Genomic DNA, 16,170 nt, shown 5'->3' on the forward strand with positions numbered 1-16,170 from the left:
TGGCGCGAGTGACGGGACTCGAACCCGCGACCCTCGGCGTGACAGGCCGATACTCTAACCAACTGAGCTACACCCGCGCATTGCGCTGTAGCGCCCCCTTGGGAGCCGCGCATCTAAGGGAGCCTCCTATTCCTGTCAACGCATATTCAGCGGCTTTTTTCGTACTTTTTCGCCTTTCAGACCATGCTGTTGAAATTTACCCGAAATTTACCTTTTGAGCCGACTCTCCGGTGAGAAATCGCGTGGGGCTAAACGGGGGTTTCGCTATGATGCAAAAGGCTTTTCTCGCCTTGTCGCTGGCCATGCTGGGCGGCGGTACACTGGCAGCCAAATCGGCGATCGATATCCAGAATTCAGCCTTCGACGGCCATGCGCACGCGTCGGTTACCGAATTGCCGCGTCTTGCCGCGCAATAGGCGCGCCGCGATCTAGCATTTCTCGTATTTCCAATTGCGGCGTTTGCCCTCGGCGATCCACGCCGCAGCGGTTGCGATACGCTTTTCCCGTGTCGCTTCGCGCTTCGCCGAAACGACCCAATCGAGGTAATCGCGCCGCTGGGCGTCAGTGAACCCGTCCCACACGGCTTGTGCGCCAGCGGCTCCGGCAAGGGCCGCCGCGAAGTCGTCCGGCATGGCAATTCTGGGCTTGGCTTTTGGCTTCGCTTTCGCCGCATTGTCCTCCCCCGACCGGATACGCGCGGCCTTGTCGCGGAGCAGCCGGGTCAGGTCCTCGTCGGGAGGCAGATCGTCGAGCGAAGCAATCCGCCCGAGATCGCCCATCGCCTCCCCGCCTCCGGGACCTTCGACCACGAAGGCGCAATGCGCCTTGAAGGCCGCCATTCCGCAGAGCTGCCTACCCTCGAGGATCCAGAAGGGCGCGCCCCATCGCAGCGCTTCCTCCGCTTCGGGCTCCGCTGCGGCGGCTACGCCGCGCAGGTGCGTCAGGATCGGGCGCGCAAAGGGCTGCGCCTTGGCGATGTAGTCGTCAACTCGGCTGTCACGCGTCATGCGCGACAGCCTATCAGATCAGTCGACGAGGATCAGCGCGGGCGTTTCGAGCAGGCGCTTCAGCGCCTGGATGAAGCTCGCCGCATCCCAGCCATCGACAACGCGGTGATCGCAGCTGATCGAGATATTCATCAGCTTGCGCTTCTCGATCCGCTCCACCCCGTCGCTTCCCGTCACATACATCGGGCGCTCGATGATGCGGTTCGGGCCGATGATCGCGACTTCAGGACGATTGATGACCGGCGTCGTCGCCACGCCGCCGAGCGGCCCGAGCGAGGTGACGGTCAGTGTGCCGCCTTCCATCTCTTCCTTCTTCGCCGTGCCACCCCGTGCAGCATCGGCGAGGCGCGAAATCTCGTTGGCGAGCTGCCACAGGTTCTTGGCCTGCGCGTTCTTGATGACCGGGACCATCAGCCCCGCATCGGTCTGCGCCGCCATGCCCAAATTGACCGCGCCGTGCCGCGTCACCACACCCGCTTCATCGTCATAGCGCGCGTTGATCATCGGGAAGTCGGGCAGCGTCTTGCAGATCGCGGTGATCAGCATCGGCAGGATGGTGAGCTTCGGCTTGTCGCCACGGTTTGAATTGAGCTGTGTGCGCAGGATTTCGAGATCGGTAACGTCGCACTCCTCGACATAGGAGAAGTGCGGGATGTTGCGCTTCGAAGCCGCCATGTTCTCGGCAATGCGGCGGCGCATGCCGATGACCTTCTTTTCCTCGTCCTCGCGAGTCTTGGCAGCCGCGCCGTAACCCGAATTGTAGGACAAGAACTGGTCGAGATCGCCGTGGCGCACGCGGCCTTCCTCGCTAGGCTTCACCTGCGAAAGATCGACGCCCAAGTCCTTGGCGCGCTTGCGCACGGCTGGGGTCGCGAGGACCTTGGCCGAAGGAGCCGGCTCGGGAGCAGGCGTCGGCGCAGGAGCGGGAGGCGGCGACGGGTCGGCCGCCATCGCATCGTCGGCATCGCTCGCATCCGAAGTCTCGACCTCGATACGCTCCTCGACCGTCTCGGCCTTCGGTGCGGGAGCAGGAGCAGGAGCAGGAGCAGGAGACGCAGCTTCCTCTGCTACATCGTCAGGCACTTCGCCCTCGACCTCGATCACCACCAGCATCGAGCCGATCGAGACCATGTCGCCTTCTTCACCGGCGATCTCGAGGATCTTTCCGTCGACCGGGCTTTCCATCGGCACGGTGGCCTTGTCGGTCATCATGTCGACGAATTCCTCGTCTTCCTGAATCCGGTCGCCGACCTTCTTGTGCCACTGGACGATTTCCGCCTCGGCAATGCCTTCGCCGATGTCGGGCATGTTGAATATGAACTTTGCCATGTCGGTTACTCGCTCAGAATCTTGTCGAGGGCCTCGCCGATGCGGATCGGGCCGGGGAAATAAGCCCATTCGAGGCTGTGGGGATAGGGCGTGTCGAAGCCGGTCACACGTTCAACCGGAGCTTCGAGATGATAGAAGCAGCGTTCGGTCACCAGCGCCGACAGTTCGGCACCGAAACCGGCGGTGCGGGTCGCTTCGTGGACGATCAGGCAGCAGCCGGTCTTCTTGACCGATTCCTCGATCGTCTCGATGTCGACGGGGACGATGGTGCGCAGGTCGACGATGTCGGCCTCCACGCCCTTCTCGCGGCAGACCGCCTCGACCACGTGAACCATGGTGCCGTAGGCAAGGATGGTGAGTTCATCGCCCTCGGTCGCATAACGCGCCTTGCCGAGCGGGATTTTGTAATGGCCTTCCGGCACAACGCTCGCATCGAAGCGCTTCCACGGCTCGACCGGCTTGTCGTAATAGCCCGAGAACGGGCCGTTGTAGATGCGCTTGGGCTCGAAGAAGATGACCGGGTCGTTGTCCTCGATCGCGCTGATCAGCAGACCCTTCGCGTCATAGGGCGTCGCCGGGATGACCGTCTTCAGGCCGGAGACGTGGGCGAAGATCGCCTCGGGGCTCTGGCTGTGCGTCTGTCCGCCGAAGATGCCGCCGCCGAAGGGGCTGCGCACGGTGATCGGCGCAGTGTATTCGGCTGCCGAACGATAGCGCAGGCGCGCGGCTTCGGAGATCAGCTGGTCGAGGCCGGGGTAGATGTAGTCCGCGAACTGGATTTCCGGCACGGGACGCAGGCCATAGGCCCCCATCCCCACCGCCGCAGCGATGATGCCGCATTCGGAGATCGGCGTGTCGAACACGCGGGTCTTGCCATATTTCTGCTGGAGCCCGGCTGTACACCGGAACACGCCGCCGAAATAGCCGACGTCCTCGCCCATGATGACGATGTTCTCGTCGCGGCCCATCGACACGTCGAGCGCATCGTTGATCGCTTCGATCATGTTGAGGCGGCGCTCGGTACCTTCTTCCGTCTTGGGTGCGGGTTTGGTTGCGGTCTCGCTCATGCGCCCTTCCCTCCGTTCGGAAGTCCTTCGGGGAATTTGGTTTCGCGTTCGTGGATCGCCTGCTGGGCCTGCTCCTTGAGATGCCAGGGCAGCTCTTCGAACACATCTTCGAACATGGTGCGGAACGGATGGTGGAGGCCGTGGCCGAGGATGCCGTTCTCTTCGGCTTCCTTGGTCGTCTTCTTGACGTATTCGGCCGCCTCGAGGTCCATCTTTTCCTGACGCTCCTCGTCCCACTCGCCGATTTCGATGAGGTGGTTCTTGAGGCGCATGACCGGATCGCCCAGCGGCCATTCGTCCCGTTCCTGCGCACTGCGATATCCAGACGGATCATCGGACGTGGAGTGCCCTTCGGCGCGGTAGCTGAAGAACTCAATCAGCGTCGGCCCGGCGTTGGCGCGGGCGCGGTTGGCAGCCCATTGCTCGGCTTCGTAGCAGGCCAGCGGATCGTTGCCATCGACACGCAGCGAGGCGATGCCATAGCCCACCCCGCGCGCAGCAAAGGTCGCGCGCTCCGCCCCGGCGAACCCGCTGAAGCTCGAAATCGCCCACTGGTTGTTGACCACGTTGAGGATGACCGGCGCGTTGTAGACGGTCGCGAAGAGGCAGGCGGAATGGAAGTCACCTTCCGCGGTGCTGCCTTCGCCCACCCAGGTCGCCGCGATCCGGCTGTCGCCCTTGATCGCCGAGGCCATCGCCCAGCCGACCGCTTGCGGGGTCTGCGTGGCGAGGTTGCCCGAGATGGTGAAGAAGCTGTGCTCCTTGCTGGAGTACATGATCGGTAGCTGGCGGCCCTTCAGCTTGTCGCCCCGGTTCGAGTAGATCTGGTTGATCATCTCGATCATCGGATAGCCGCGCTGAATCAGGATGCCCTGCTGGCGGTAGCTCGGGAAGACCATGTCGTCCGCCGCAAGGGCCATCGAGGCTGAGACGCTGGTCGCCTCTTCACCGGTGCACTTCATATAGAAGCTGGTCTTGCCCTGCCGCTGGCCGCGGAACATGCGCTCGTCGAAAGCGCGCGTCATGGCCATGTGGCCGAGCATTGTGCGCAGCGTTTCAGGGTCGAGCTTGGGGTCCCAAGGACCGTGGGCCTTGTTGTCCTCGCCCAGCACGCGGATCAGCCCGTGGGCGAAATCCAGCATGTCTTCGGGTTTGGTCGTCTCGTCCGGACGCGGCTGCGCACCGGCTTCGGGAACCTGGATATGCGAGAAGTCCACCGCGTCTCCGGGGCGGAACTTGGGTTCGGGTACGTGGAGCGAGAGCTTGGGGCGATTGTCGCCCAGCTTCGCATCATCGTGAGGCCTGTCGGCCATAGAATCGTCTCCCAGACGGAATCTTACGCTTGCGCGTTATTTTATTTCGCGTCGGGAAAACGGTCAAGTACGCCTGTGCATACGATTTCGGTTATACCGCGACGGGAGCCTTGATTGGCCCGTGGGGCGTGTAGTCGTGAACCGCGAAATCCTCAATCCGGTAGTCGAAGATAGTCGGCGGACGCCGCACAATCTCAAGCGTCGGCAGGCCGTGCGGTTCCCGCGAGAGCTGTTCCTTCACGAGGTGCTCGTGGTTGAGATAGAGATGCGTGTCGCCCCCCATCCACACGAATTCGCCCGGCTGCATGTCCACTTGCTGAGCGATCATCCGCAACAGGAGCGCGCCAGACCACAGGTTGAACGGCAGGCCGAGCGCGACATCGCAGCTCCGCTGGTAGAGAATGCCGTTCAGCAGCGGCTCGCCGTCGATCCCGGTAGAGACATGATACTGGTAGGTCTTGTGGCACGGCGGCAGCGCCATGCGCGGCACCTCGGCCACGTTCCAGCCCTCGATGATGTGACGGCGGCTGCCGGGGTTCTCGTTGAGCGATTCGACAACCTCGGCGACCTGGTTGATACCCCTACCCTTGCGGAAGAGCCCGCCCTTCACCGGCTGATAGGTCGGCCAGTCGACCCATTGCTTGCCATAGACCGGCCCCAGATCACCCCACATGGCGGCGAATTGTTGGTCGTCGGCGATTTTCTGGACGAAAGCCTCGAGTTCGATCTCGTCCCCCGTCTGCTCGACATAGCGGGCGTGCGGCCACTCGTTCCAGATCTTCACGCCCTGCAAGACCAGCGGACGGATGTTCGTATCCCCGGTAAGGAACCACAGCAGCTCGCGCGTGGCGGTCTTCCAGTAGACTCGCTTGGTGGTCACCAGCGGCATCGCCCCCTCGGCTAGGTCGAAGCGCAATTGCGCGCCGAACACCGAGCGCGTGCCGATACCCGTGCGGTCGCGGCGCTCGTCCCCCTCGAGCCAGATGAGGCGCATCAGGTCGAGATATTGCTGTTCGAATTGGGTTTCAGGCACCGGAAATCGTCACTCTTGTCTGTCTTGCCGACCCTAGGCACAAAATACTGGAAAAGCGCGCTTGCACCAGTAGCAATCCACACCTATAGGGCGCGCCTGCCTCGCGGGGGACCTCCCCCGCAACGCATCCGGTCGGGGAGTAGCTCAGCCTGGTAGAGCACTGTCTTCGGGAGGCAGGGGCCGGAGGTTCGAATCCTCTCTCCCCGACCATTTGCACTCCTCAATAAAGCGATTTTGCGCCGCTGGCACGAAACCAGCGCGCGCCTGCCTCGTTGGGCGGGCATGAGCTCCCATTCCGTTTTGTTCGTCTGCCTCGGCAATATCTGCCGTTCCCCCCTTGCCGAAGCCGCCTTACGCCGCGCCGCGGAAGAAGCCGGGCTCGACGTGACAGTCGATAGCGCTGGCACTGCCGGCTATCACGTGGGCGAACCGCCCGATATGCGCAGTATCCGCGAAGCCGAGCGGCGCGGAGTCGACATCGCTGGCTCTCGCGGGCGCCAGTTGGTACCTTCCGATTTTCACGAGTTCGACTTTATCCTCGGCATGGACAAATCGAACATGCACGACATCGCTCGCGTCAATCCGGGCGATGGCAAGGCGAAGACCGCCATGCTGCTCGACATCGTGCCCGGACAGGAAGGGCGCGAGGTGGGCGATCCCTATTACGGCGGCGAAGACGGCTTCGCGATCACCTGGAACGAGGTGGAAGCGGGAGCCAGGGCGCTGGTCGCAGTGCTGCTCGACGAAAATGGCTGACGACGACGAGCCTTCCCGCCATCGCTCGGTCCCCTCTTCCCGCATTGGGCGGCTGGGCGGTTTTACGCGGCTTGCAGGCGGCCTTGCTGGCGGTGTCCTGTCGGAAGGAGCGCGCAGGCTGGCCAGCGGCGAGCGTCCACGGCTCGACCAATTGCTGCTCACACCGGCGAACGCCCGTAGGCTGACGGACCGGCTCGCGCACTTGCGCGGCGCAGCGATGAAGCTGGGGCAGATGATCTCGATGGACGCGGGCGACATCCTTCCACCCGAACTGGCCGATATCCTCGCGCGCCTGCGCGAGCGGGCGGACTTCATGCCGCCGCGCCAGCTCGACAAGGTCTTGGCAGAGGAATGGGGCAAGGACTGGCGCCGCCAATTTCGTCGCTTCGAACCCCGGCCGATTGCCGCCGCCTCTATCGGGCAGGTCCACCGCGCCTTGACGCCGGACGGGCGGATGCTGGCGATCAAGGTACAGTACCCCGGCGTCGCGCGCAGCATCGACAGCGATGTCGACAATGTCGCGAGCCTGCTCAAGCTGACCGGCCTGCTGCCCCCGGAATTCGATATCGCGCCATTGCTAGCCGCTGCAAAGGAGCAACTCCGCGAGGAAGCCGATTATCTACGCGAAGGCCGTATGATGGTGCGGTTTGCGCAGATGGTCGAAGGGCGCAAGGTATTCGTCGTGCCCGGACTGGTCGAGGAACTGACGACGCCGCGCGTACTGGCCATGACCTATGAAGAAGGCAGCCCGATCGAGACGCTGGCTGACGAAGACCAGGCCCTGCGCGACGAGACCTTTGCCCATCTGGTCGAGCTTGTGGCGCGCGAGCTGTTCGACAGCCAATTGATGCAGACCGATCCCAACTTCGCGAATTATCGCTGGCAGGGGAAGACAGGGCGCATCGTCCTGCTCGATTTCGGCGCGGCGCGCGAGGTTTCCCAAGGCATTTCGCAGGATTATCGGAAGCTCGTCGAAGCAGGTCTGCGCCAGGATCGCGAGGCGGTGCTGGAGGCCTCTATCGAAGCGGGCTTCGTAAATCCCCGCGCGCTCGAGCGACACCCGGAAGCCATGCGACGCGCGGTCGACATCGTCGTCACACAGATGGCGAGTGACGAGAAGCTCGACTTCGGCAATCGCGCCTTCGTGCCCGAAATCCGCGAGACGGTGATGCCTATCGCCCGCGACCGCGAGAGTTGGCATCTGCCGCCCGCCGAAACGCTGTTCGTCCAGCGCAAGGTCAGCGGCACTGCCCTGCTCGGCGCCCGGCTCGGCGCGCGCGTCGATGTGCGCGGGATCGTCGAGCGCGTGCTGGCGGAAACCGCGTGACGGGCGATCTTACCGCAGCGGCCGAGCGCATCTGCGGCCAGCGGCCGGTTTCCATCCAGCGTTTCGCGGGCGGCGACATATCGGGCGCGTCTCGGTTGACCTTTGCCGACGAGTCGATCGTGGTCGGAAAAACCGGTCCGGCGGTCTCTGTCGAGGCGCGTATGCTGGAGGCCATGGCAACCTCCGGCGCACCTGTTCCAAAGGTGCTCGGTTATGACGAACAGCGTATGCTTATCGAACATCTGCCTGCGGATGGTGCGCTATCCGGCAAGGCCTGGGTGTCTCTCGCCGAGGCTCTGCACGCGCTGCATGCGGTAACGGGCGAGAGCTACGGCTGGCACGAGGATTACGCGTTGCGCCACGTCCGCGTCGAGAACGAGGCGCTCCCCGATTGGCCGAGCTTCTGGGCCAAGCGGCGTCTGCTCTGCCACGCGTCGCATGTTGCTGCCGACCTTGCGCGGCGGATCGAGGCGCTCGCGCAAGCATTGCCCGAACTCCTGCCTCGCGCCCCTGCCCCGTCCCTGCTCCACGGCGACCTGTGGGGCGGCAATGTACTGGTCAGTGGCGAGCGTATCAGCGGGCTGATCGACCCTTGCGCCTATTGCGGCGACCGCGAAGTCGACGCAGCCAGCCTTACCGTGTTCGACTCACCGCCGGATAGCTTTTTCGACGCACTTGAACTCAACGCCGGTTGGCGCGAACGCCAGCCGGTCTATCGCTTGTGGATGTGGCTGCTCCACGTCCGCCTGTTCGGCGACAGCTACCGCCCCGCGGTGGAGCGCGAACTGGCCGCGCTCGGGTTTTAAAGCCCTTTGCGCCCGAAGTCGCCAGCGCACGGTGCGCCCGGACCTTCGCCGATCACGCCGCTCGGCGCGTTGCGGGCATCGCTTGACCGAAGCCGGCCGCAAGTGCCGAAGTTTCGAGAAAGGCGACGATTTGTTCGGCAGGTTTCTCGACAGGGCCGTCGCGCAAAACTTTCCAAAATGCTGCGCTATCCGCCGCGCAGGGTTTTCACGCCGAAGTCGCGTTCGAAGAGGTAGAGAAGAACGCGCGCCGCCTCGGCGCGAGCGCCTTCCAGCCCGCCGTCGCGTTCCATCAGAAGGCGCGCGTCGTCATGCGCCTTGGGGAGGAGTTCGGTGATCTGCTCGAAGCTGGCGACCGTGAAAGGCGTATCGCCCGACTGGCGCGTGCCGAGCAATTCGCCGCCACCGCGCAGTTTCAAATCCTCCTCGGCCAGCAGGAAGCCGTCCTGGCTCTCGCGCATCAGGGCGAGGCGTTTTTGCGCGGTTTCCGACAGCGTTTCGCCGTGCAGGAGGACGCAGAAGCTCTTCTCGCTCCCCCGCCCCACGCGGCCGCGAAGTTGGTGCAGCTGGGCGAGGCCGAAACGTTCGGCCTGCTCGATCACCATCAGCGTGGCGTTAGGTACGTCGACCCCGACCTCAATCACGGTCGTCGCCACGAGAAGCCGCGCATCCCCGCGCGCAAAGCGTTCCATCGCCGCGTCCTTTTGCTCGGGTGCGAGCTGGCCGTGGACCATCACCACGTCATCGCCGAACCGCTCCTTCAGCGAGGCATAGCGCGCTTCGGCAGCGGCAATTTCCTCCGGCCCATCCATCTCGCGCACCATGGGACACACCCAGAAGGCCTGCCGCCCCTGCTCGAACTGCGCAGCCAGCCGCTCGACCAACGTCGGGATCTTGTCCTGCCCCATCACCACCGTGTCGATCGCCTGCCGGCCGGGCGGAAGCTCGTCGAGCTTGCTGACGTCGAGCTCGCCATATTGCGCCAATGTCAGCGTGCGTGGGATCGGCGTGGCGGTCATGGCGAGGACATGCGGAGCGCGCCGCCCCTTGCTCGCCAACATCAGCCGCTGGCCGACGCCGAAGCGGTGCTGCTCGTCGATCACCACCATGGCGAGATTGCGATAGGCGACCTTGTCCTGGAAGATCGCGTGCGTGCCGACGACGATGTCGATGCTGCCGTCGAGCAAGCCCATCAGCGTCCCCTCACGCGCCTTGCCCTTGTCACGCCCCGTCAGCAGCGCGACCTCAGCCCCGGTCGGTTCGGCCATGCGGCGCAGGCTTTCGTAGTGCTGGCGGGCGAGGATCTCGGTCGGAGCAAGCAGCGCGGCCTGCGCGCCCGCCTCGACCGCAATCAGCATGGCTTCCAGTGCCACCACGGTCTTGCCCGCGCCGACATCGCCCTGCAGCAGCCGCAGCATGGGCGCTTCCTGGGCCATGTCGCCCTCGATCTCCCCAATCGAACGCTTCTGCGCGCCAGTCAGCGGGAATGGCAGGTCGAGCTTGCCCCGATAGCTGCCATCGCCCTGCAGCGGCTGTCCCTTGCGCTTGCGATTGTCCGCGCGGACCAGCATCAGCGCGAGGCCGTTGGCGAGAAGCTCGTCATAGGCCAGCCGGTCGCGCGCCGCCTTGTCCTCGGCCTTATGCGCGCGCTTCAGCGCCTCGCGCCAAGCGGGCCAGTCGGCCTTGTCGAATTGCGTGGGCTCGATCCATTCGGGCAGCTCGGGAAGCTTCGCGAGCGCCTGATCTACCAGCCCCCCTATACGTGGCTGCGTCAGCCCTTCGGACAGCCGATAGACCGGCTCGCACAGGCGCTGCAGCGTGTCGCCACCTTCCTCCACGACGTGGTCGGGATGGACGATCTGCAGCATGTCGCCATAGCGTTCGAGCTTGCCCGCCACCCAGCGCGTCTCGCCGACAGGCAGTTGCTTCTTCGCCGTGTAGGAGGCGCGCCCGAAATAGGTCAGCGATATCACGTTCCCGACCGCATCCTGGGCCAGCACGCGATAGGGCGCGCGCGGGCTGCGGCCGCCGCGATGCTCGGTCACGGTGAGCTTGAGGAAGATCTGCTCACCCTCGCCCGCCTCGTCGACATTCTCCACCGCACGCCGCGTCACGAAGCGTTCGGGGAGGTGATAGGCAAGGTCCTTGATCCGCGTCAGCGCGAGCCGGCCCAACGGCTTCTTCAGCTTCGGACCCACGCCATCGAGCGTTTCGGTCTCGGCGAACAGCGGGTTGAGGAGGTCGGGACGCATAAGCGCACCGCTATAGCCGCTTGCACGGCTTTGGCGAGTGCCCTACCCGCCCCCCATGCCCGAAATGCTCACCACCGAAGGCCGTCTCGCCCGCGCGAAGTTCCGCAGCTGGCACCGTGGCACGCGCGAAGCCGATTACATGATCGGCGGCTTCTTCGATCGCTATCACGCGGATTGGGGCGCGGAAGAACTGGCCTGGTTCGAGGCGCTGCTGGAAGAAGACGACGTGGACATCATGGCATGGGCTCTGAAGACCCAGCCCACGCCGCCGCGTTTCCAGGGCGAGCTCATCGAAAAGATGCAATTGCTCGATTACGTCGACATTCCCCGCTGACGGGACAGAAGGCGTATTGACGGGAACGCGAGGGAGCTTACGGCGCTGAACCCGTAATGCCCGACCTCTCCCGTATCCTCAAAGCCGACCATCCTCTCACGCTGGCGCAGGTTGCCCGCGGCGCGCAGCCGCTTGTCATGGCCGATCTCGCGCGCGCCGGAACCGGCCGAGCCGTCTTCATCGCGCCCGACGATGCGGCGATGCGTTCGGTGAGCGAGGCGGCGCAGTTCTTCGCCCCCGAACTGGACGTGATCGAATTCCCGGCATGGGATTCCCTGCCCTACGACCGCGCCAGCCCCGCGCTGACCGTCAGCGCCAAGCGGCTTTCCTCGCTGTTCCGGCTGCAAACGGGCAAGGCCAAGGCGCAACTGATCGTCACCACCGCCAACGCGGTCCTCCAGCGCGTGCTGACCCCGTTCCGCATCCGCGAGAGCGTGCGCGAGTTCAAGCCGGGGACCGAGATCGGGCGCGACAGCCTCTCGCTACTGCTGCAGAAGCAGGGCTACAGCCGCACCGACACGGTGATCGACAAGGGCGAATACGCTATTCGCGGCTCTATCGTGGACGTCTTTCCCAGCGGCCTCGACGAAGCGCTGCGGCTCGATTTCTTCGGGGACGAACTGGAAAGCCTGCGCAGTTTCGACCCCAATACGCAGATGAGCACGGGACGGCTCGACAGCCACCTTTTGCTGCCGGCAAGCGAGGCGCTGCTCGATGAGGACAGCATCAAGCGCTTCCGCAGCCGGTACCGCGAAATGTTCGGCGCCAACGCCACGCAGGACCCGCTTTACGAAGCTGTAAGCGAAGGCCGACGCCTTGCCGGAATGGAGCACTGGCTGCCGCTGTTCGAAGAACGGCTGGTGACGCTGTTCGACCATCTCGACGACAAGGACACCGTCGTCATCGACAACGCCAGCCTCGCCGCGGCGGACGAGCGGATCAAGGATATCACCGACTATTACGACCAACGCAGGGCGGCGAGCGGTCAGGCCAAGGGCAGTTATCGTCCGCTGAAGCCCGACGCGCTCTATTTGACCGACGAGGAGTTCAAGGCCGCGCTGGCCGATACCCCCGCCCATCGCGCGACCGGTTTCGACGAGCCGGAAAGCGATACGGTCATCGACTTCGGTTTCCGTTCGGGACGTGATTTTGCGCCCGAGCGAGCGCGCGGGGACAACGTCTATCCGGTGCTGGCCGAGCACCTGAAAGCGCTGGGCAAGGCGGGCAAGCGTCCGCTGCTCGCCGCCTATTCGACCGGCAGCCGCGCGCGCATTGCCTCGATCTTGTCCGAAGCGGGCGCGCCGGTGCAGCTGGCCGAAAGCTGGCAGGAAGCGCTGGGCCTTTCCGCGAAGGGCAAGCCTGCGGCCATGGTCCTGCCGCTGGAAGCGAGCTTCGCCAATGACGAGATGGAGCTGCTCACCGAGCAGGACATCCTCGGTGACCGCCTCGTTCGCCGCAAGAAGAAGCGCAAGGATGCCGACGCCTTCCTCGCCGAATTGCAGACGCTGAGTGTCGGCGATCTCATCGTCCATACCGAACACGGCATCGGCAAATATCTCGGCCTCGAACCCGTCAGCGTGGGCAAGTCGAAGCACGATTGCGTGCAGCTGGAATACAAGGGCGGCGACAAGCTGTTCATTCCGGTCGAGAACATCGATGTGCTTAGCCGCTATGGCAGTAGCGAAGAGGCGGTCATGCTCGACCGGCTTGGCGGCGAAGCCTGGCAGAAACGCCGCGCGCGCCTGAAGGAGCGTATCCGCGAGATCGCGGGCGAGCTCATGCAGGTCGCCGCCCAGCGCGCGCTCAAGAAGGCGCCGGTCCTCGAAGTCGACGAGCCGACCTACAACCAGTTCCTCGATCGCTTCCAGTACGAAGAGACCGACGACCAGGACCGCGCCATCGCCGATGTGCTGTCCGACCTGGAGAGCGGCAAGCCCATGGATCGGCTGGTTTGCGGCGATGTCGGTTTCGGCAAAACCGAGGTCGCGCTGCGCGCCGCCTTCGTCGCCGCGATGAACAGCCAGCAGGTCGCCGTGGTCGCGCCCACCACCCTGCTCGCGCGCCAGCATTTCGAGAATTTCCGACAGCGGTTCTCCGGCTTCCCCCTGACGGTCGGTCGTCTCTCGCGCCTCGTCCCCGCCAAGGAGTTGAAGGAGACGCGCGAAGGCCTGGCCAAGGGTGATGTCGACATCGTGGTCGGCACCCACGCGATCCTGTCCAAGCAGACGAAGTTCAAGGAACTGGGCCTCGTTATCGTCGACGAGGAGCAGCGCTTCGGCGTCACGCACAAGGAGAAGCTCAAGCAGCTGCGCGCCGACGTGCACATGCTCACGCTCACCGCCACGCCGATCCCGCGCACCCTGCAGATGGCAATGACCGGCCTGCGCGAACTCTCAACGATCCAGACCCCGCCGGTCGACCGCCTCGCCGTGCGCACCTACGTCATGGAGTGGGACGACATGGTGATGCGCGAGGCGCTCTTGCGCGAACATCATCGCGGCGGGCAGAGCTTCATCGTGGTGCCGCGCATTTCGGACATGGAGGCCATTTCCGACTGGCTGCACGAGAACGTGCCCGAGGTGAAGTTCGTAGCCGCGCACGGCCAGATGGGCGCAGGGGAAATTGAAGAGCGGATGAGCGCCTTCTACGAGGGCAAGTACGACGTCCTTCTCGCCACCACCATTGTCGAGAGCGGTCTCGACCTGCCGAGCGCAAATACGATCATCATCCACCGCGCCGACATCTTCGGCCTCGCCCAACTCTACCAGCTGCGCGGACGCGTGGGCCGTTCGAAGCTGCGTGCTTATGCCTATCTCACCTACGAGAAAGACGTCGCGCTTTCCGAGGTGGCCGAGAAACGCCTGAAGGTGCTCGGCGATCTCGACAGCCTCGGCGCGGGCTTCCAGCTCGCGAGCCATGACCTCGATATTCGGGGTGCGGGCAATTTGCTGGGCGACGAGCAGTCGGGCCATATCCGTGAAGTTGGCTTCGAGCTCTACCAGTCGATGCTGGAAGACGCGATCCTCGCCGCCAAGGCTGGTGAACTTGGCCTGGAGGCCAAGCCGGAAACGGTCAGCCCCCAGATCACGGTCGATGCGCCGATCATGATCCCCGAAGACTATGTTCCCGATCTTGCCGTGCGCATGGCGCTCTATCGCCGCCTCAACGATGCGGAAAACATGGGCGAGATCGAGGCGCTGGCCGCCGAGATGATCGACCGCTTCGGTCCCCTCCCCTCGGCAACCGAGAACCTCGTCCGCCTGATCCAGATCAAGCTGCAGGCGATGGAGGCCAATATTTCCAAGATCGATGTGGGCGCGGCCGGTACGCTGGTTACCTTCCACAATGACGATTTCGCCGACGGGCCGGGCCTCATCGCCTATGTCGACAAGCTCAAGGGCACGGCAAAGCTGCGCCCCGACATGAAGCTGGTCATCAGCCGCGCGTGGAATTCGCCGGAAAGCCGCCTCAACGGGCTGTTCCAGCTGACCAAGGGGCTGTCGGGTATCGTGCGGAAAGCGAAGAAGCGCGAGAAAGCCGCGGCCTGATCTAGTGACCTAGTGGGCCACCTTTGCGAGGAAGTTGCGCGGGGCCATCGGCTCGGCCCGCAGGAATCCCTGGTAATATTCGCAGTCTTCGGCGGCCACGAAATCGCGCTGGAGTTCGGATTCGATCCCTTCCACCAGCACGCGCAGGTCGAGCGCCCTGGCCATGCCCATGATTGCGCGAAATACCGCCCGGTCACGCTCATCCTCAAGCACGCCTTCGACCATCGAACGGTCGAGCTTGATGCAATCGATCGGGAGGACCTTGAGATAGCGGAAGTTGCAAAAGCCTGCGCCGAAATCGTCGAGCGCGATGCGCACGTCGAGCACTTTCAGTTGCTGCAACACATGGCTGACACGGTCCAGATCGGCGAGCAGGACCTGCTCAGTAATTTCCAGCGTTATCCGTGAAAGCGGGAAGCCGACACGCTCGGCCATCCGCGCGAACTCGATCGCGAAATTGTCGACGGCGAGATCGGTCGGCGTGATGTTGATCGACAGCCGCAGTTCGTGCGGCCATTCCATCGCCGCCTCCAGCGCGCGTTGGGCGATATGCCGTGAAAGATGCGCGACATGGTCGGCTCGTTCGGCAATCTGGAACAGGGCCGCGCCGCCGATGCGTCCCACGATCGGGTGGTGCCAGCGGGCCAGCGCCTCTGCGCCAAGGACCCGGTCGCTGACCAGCGAATATTGCGGCTGGAATAGAATCTCGATCTCGTCGCGGTCGATAGCCGCCAACAGATCGGCTTCGAGCTCCACATTGGAGCGCGGCGCGGAGGCGACTTCGCCACTCGACCAGTCGATCCGCCGACCGCGCGACTGGCGCATGTTGGACGCGACGTCGGACAGGCGGTCGAGCATCTTGTCGACATTGTCGTTAGGGCCCGCCCGCATGAGGGCAATGCGCGGCCACAGCCGCAGCGAACTGTTGCTGTCGGGACTGGAAATCGGGGAGGCCAGCGCGTCGGCCAACGCTTCGGCCAGCCATTGCCAGCGCTCGCGGCTGCACTCGCTACGCGTGGCGAGCATGAAGTTGCCGCCACTCAGGCGGACCGCGAGCCAGGGATCGCTTTCCAGCTCGTCATTGGCGAAATGGCGGATACGATGGGCGACTTCGACCAGCGCGCTGTCGCCAGCAGTTTCCCCGAAAGCAACGTTGACCGTATCCATCCGGCCCAGCGAAATAAGCATGGCGTTGACCGGGCACGGCCCGTTCTTTTCAGGCCATCGATCGCACCATGACGTAACGGTTTCGCGCAGTTGTGAGGCATCCCCCAAACCCGTTAGCACGTCTTGCGAATCGGTCGCCATATGGTCCGAAGCGGTTGCCATTTATGAACCCTAGCATTGCTTTACGGTTTATTAACCGCAAAATCGACCTTGTTGCCAAACGGGACAGTGGTC

General features: G+C 64.1%; 13 protein-coding genes and 2 tRNA genes. 7 read left to right on the forward strand and 8 right to left on the reverse strand.

All coding sequences use genetic code 11. The features are described from left to right. Nucleotides 1-77: transfer RNA gene (locus ED21_RS12315), tRNA-Asp, on the reverse strand. Between the two features lie 189 nt (nucleotides 78-266). Here ED21_RS12315 and ED21_RS15485 point away from each other — a divergent pair. Next, nucleotides 267-416: a hypothetical protein gene (locus ED21_RS15485; RefSeq protein ID WP_006834244.1), complete on the forward strand. Its 150-nt coding sequence runs from the start codon at nucleotides 267-269 to the stop codon at nucleotides 414-416. A gap of 12 nt (nucleotides 417-428) precedes the next feature. Here the strand turns inward: ED21_RS15485 and ED21_RS12320 are convergent, their stop codons facing one another. From ED21_RS12320 to thyA, 5 genes are all read right to left on the reverse strand, one after another. Continuing rightward, nucleotides 429-1,007, reverse strand: coding sequence for a YdeI/OmpD-associated family protein (locus ED21_RS12320; protein ID WP_006834245.1), 579 nt, complete (start codon nucleotides 1,005-1,007; stop codon nucleotides 429-431). Nucleotides 1,008-1,025: 18 nt separating this feature from the next. Beyond that, nucleotides 1,026-2,336, reverse strand: coding sequence for a dihydrolipoamide acetyltransferase family protein (locus ED21_RS12325; protein WP_006834246.1), 1,311 nt, complete (start codon nucleotides 2,334-2,336; stop codon nucleotides 1,026-1,028). Nucleotides 2,337-2,341: 5 nt separating this feature from the next. After that, nucleotides 2,342-3,403: an alpha-ketoacid dehydrogenase subunit beta gene (locus tag ED21_RS12330; protein WP_006834247.1), complete on the reverse strand. Its 1,062-nt coding sequence runs from the start codon at nucleotides 3,401-3,403 to the stop codon at nucleotides 2,342-2,344. Continuing rightward, nucleotides 3,400-4,716 (reverse strand): 3-methyl-2-oxobutanoate dehydrogenase (2-methylpropanoyl-transferring) subunit alpha, encoded by a 1,317-nt coding sequence (locus ED21_RS12335; protein WP_006834248.1) that lies wholly within the window; start codon nucleotides 4,714-4,716, stop codon nucleotides 3,400-3,402. The genes ED21_RS12330 and ED21_RS12335 overlap by 4 nt, the downstream gene beginning before the upstream one ends. Nucleotides 4,717-4,807: 91 nt before the next feature. Continuing rightward, nucleotides 4,808-5,749, reverse strand: coding sequence for a thymidylate synthase (gene thyA, locus ED21_RS12340; protein WP_006834249.1), 942 nt, complete (start codon nucleotides 5,747-5,749; stop codon nucleotides 4,808-4,810). A gap of 133 nt (nucleotides 5,750-5,882) precedes the next feature. Between thyA and ED21_RS12345 the strand changes: the two genes are divergently transcribed. From ED21_RS12345 to ED21_RS12360, 4 genes are all read left to right on the forward strand, one after another. After that, nucleotides 5,883-5,959: transfer RNA gene (locus ED21_RS12345), tRNA-Pro, on the forward strand. A 72-nt stretch (nucleotides 5,960-6,031) separates the two neighbouring features. Next, complete coding sequence (locus tag ED21_RS12350; RefSeq protein ID WP_006834250.1) at nucleotides 6,032-6,505, forward strand: low molecular weight protein-tyrosine-phosphatase; 474 nt, start codon at nucleotides 6,032-6,034, stop codon at nucleotides 6,503-6,505. After that, nucleotides 6,498-7,832: an AarF/ABC1/UbiB kinase family protein gene (locus tag ED21_RS12355; RefSeq protein ID WP_006834251.1), complete on the forward strand. Its 1,335-nt coding sequence runs from the start codon at nucleotides 6,498-6,500 to the stop codon at nucleotides 7,830-7,832. Before ED21_RS12350 ends, ED21_RS12355 begins: the two co-directional genes overlap by 8 nt. Beyond that, complete coding sequence (locus ED21_RS12360; RefSeq protein WP_006834252.1) at nucleotides 7,829-8,638, forward strand: fructosamine kinase family protein; 810 nt, start codon at nucleotides 7,829-7,831, stop codon at nucleotides 8,636-8,638. Before ED21_RS12355 ends, ED21_RS12360 begins: the two co-directional genes overlap by 4 nt. Nucleotides 8,639-8,823: 185 nt before the next feature. Here the strand turns inward: ED21_RS12360 and recG are convergent, their stop codons facing one another. Continuing rightward, complete coding sequence (gene recG, locus ED21_RS12365; RefSeq protein WP_006834254.1) at nucleotides 8,824-10,887, reverse strand: ATP-dependent DNA helicase RecG; 2,064 nt, start codon at nucleotides 10,885-10,887, stop codon at nucleotides 8,824-8,826. 55 nt (nucleotides 10,888-10,942) lie between these two features. On the opposite strand from recG, the gene ED21_RS12370 reads away from it, so the two are divergent. Together ED21_RS12370 and mfd are read left to right on the forward strand one after the other, a co-directional pair. Beyond that, entirely contained in the window at nucleotides 10,943-11,221 is a 279-nt protein-coding gene (locus tag ED21_RS12370; RefSeq protein ID WP_006834255.1) for a succinate dehydrogenase assembly factor 2, read from the forward strand. A gap of 56 nt (nucleotides 11,222-11,277) precedes the next feature. Further along, nucleotides 11,278-14,769: a transcription-repair coupling factor gene (gene mfd, locus ED21_RS12375; RefSeq protein WP_006834256.1), complete on the forward strand. Its 3,492-nt coding sequence runs from the start codon at nucleotides 11,278-11,280 to the stop codon at nucleotides 14,767-14,769. A 9-nt stretch (nucleotides 14,770-14,778) separates the two neighbouring features. Here mfd and ED21_RS12380 read toward each other — a convergent pair whose 3' ends face one another. Next, the gene (locus tag ED21_RS12380) at nucleotides 14,779-16,098 is read right to left on the reverse strand and encodes a GGDEF domain-containing phosphodiesterase (RefSeq protein WP_006834257.1); all 1,320 of its coding nucleotides are present in this window, start codon (nucleotides 16,096-16,098) and stop codon (nucleotides 14,779-14,781) included. Nucleotides 16,099-16,170: the final 72 nt, after the last annotated feature.

It is taken from the genome of Erythrobacter sp. SD-21, from assembly GCF_000181515.1.
GTDB lineage: Bacteria > Pseudomonadota > Alphaproteobacteria > Sphingomonadales > Sphingomonadaceae > Qipengyuania.

Excerpts from the sequence above, each read along its gene's own strand:
- ED21_RS15485 (WP_006834244.1), top strand. The coding sequence starts at position 267 with ATGATGCAAAAGGCTTTTCTCGCCTTGTCGCTGGCCATGCTGGGCGGC.
- ED21_RS12320 (WP_006834245.1), bottom strand. The coding sequence starts at position 1,007 with ATGACGCGTGACAGCCGAGTTGACGACTACATCGCCAAGGCGCAGCCC.
- ED21_RS12325 (WP_006834246.1), bottom strand. The coding sequence starts at position 2,336 with ATGGCAAAGTTCATATTCAACATGCCCGACATCGGCGAAGGCATTGCC.
- ED21_RS12330 (WP_006834247.1), bottom strand. The coding sequence starts at position 3,403 with ATGAGCGAGACCGCAACCAAACCCGCACCCAAGACGGAAGAAGGTACC.
- ED21_RS12335 (WP_006834248.1), bottom strand. The coding sequence starts at position 4,716 with ATGGCCGACAGGCCTCACGATGATGCGAAGCTGGGCGACAATCGCCCC.
- ED21_RS12350 (WP_006834250.1), top strand. The coding sequence starts at position 6,032 with ATGAGCTCCCATTCCGTTTTGTTCGTCTGCCTCGGCAATATCTGCCGT.
- ED21_RS12355 (WP_006834251.1), top strand. The coding sequence starts at position 6,498 with ATGGCTGACGACGACGAGCCTTCCCGCCATCGCTCGGTCCCCTCTTCC.
- recG (WP_006834254.1), bottom strand. The coding sequence starts at position 10,887 with ATGCGTCCCGACCTCCTCAACCCGCTGTTCGCCGAGACCGAAACGCTC.
- ED21_RS12370 (WP_006834255.1), top strand. The coding sequence starts at position 10,943 with ATGCCCGAAATGCTCACCACCGAAGGCCGTCTCGCCCGCGCGAAGTTC.
- mfd (WP_006834256.1), top strand. The coding sequence starts at position 11,278 with ATGCCCGACCTCTCCCGTATCCTCAAAGCCGACCATCCTCTCACGCTG.
- ED21_RS12380 (WP_006834257.1), bottom strand. The coding sequence starts at position 16,098 with ATGGCAACCGCTTCGGACCATATGGCGACCGATTCGCAAGACGTGCTA.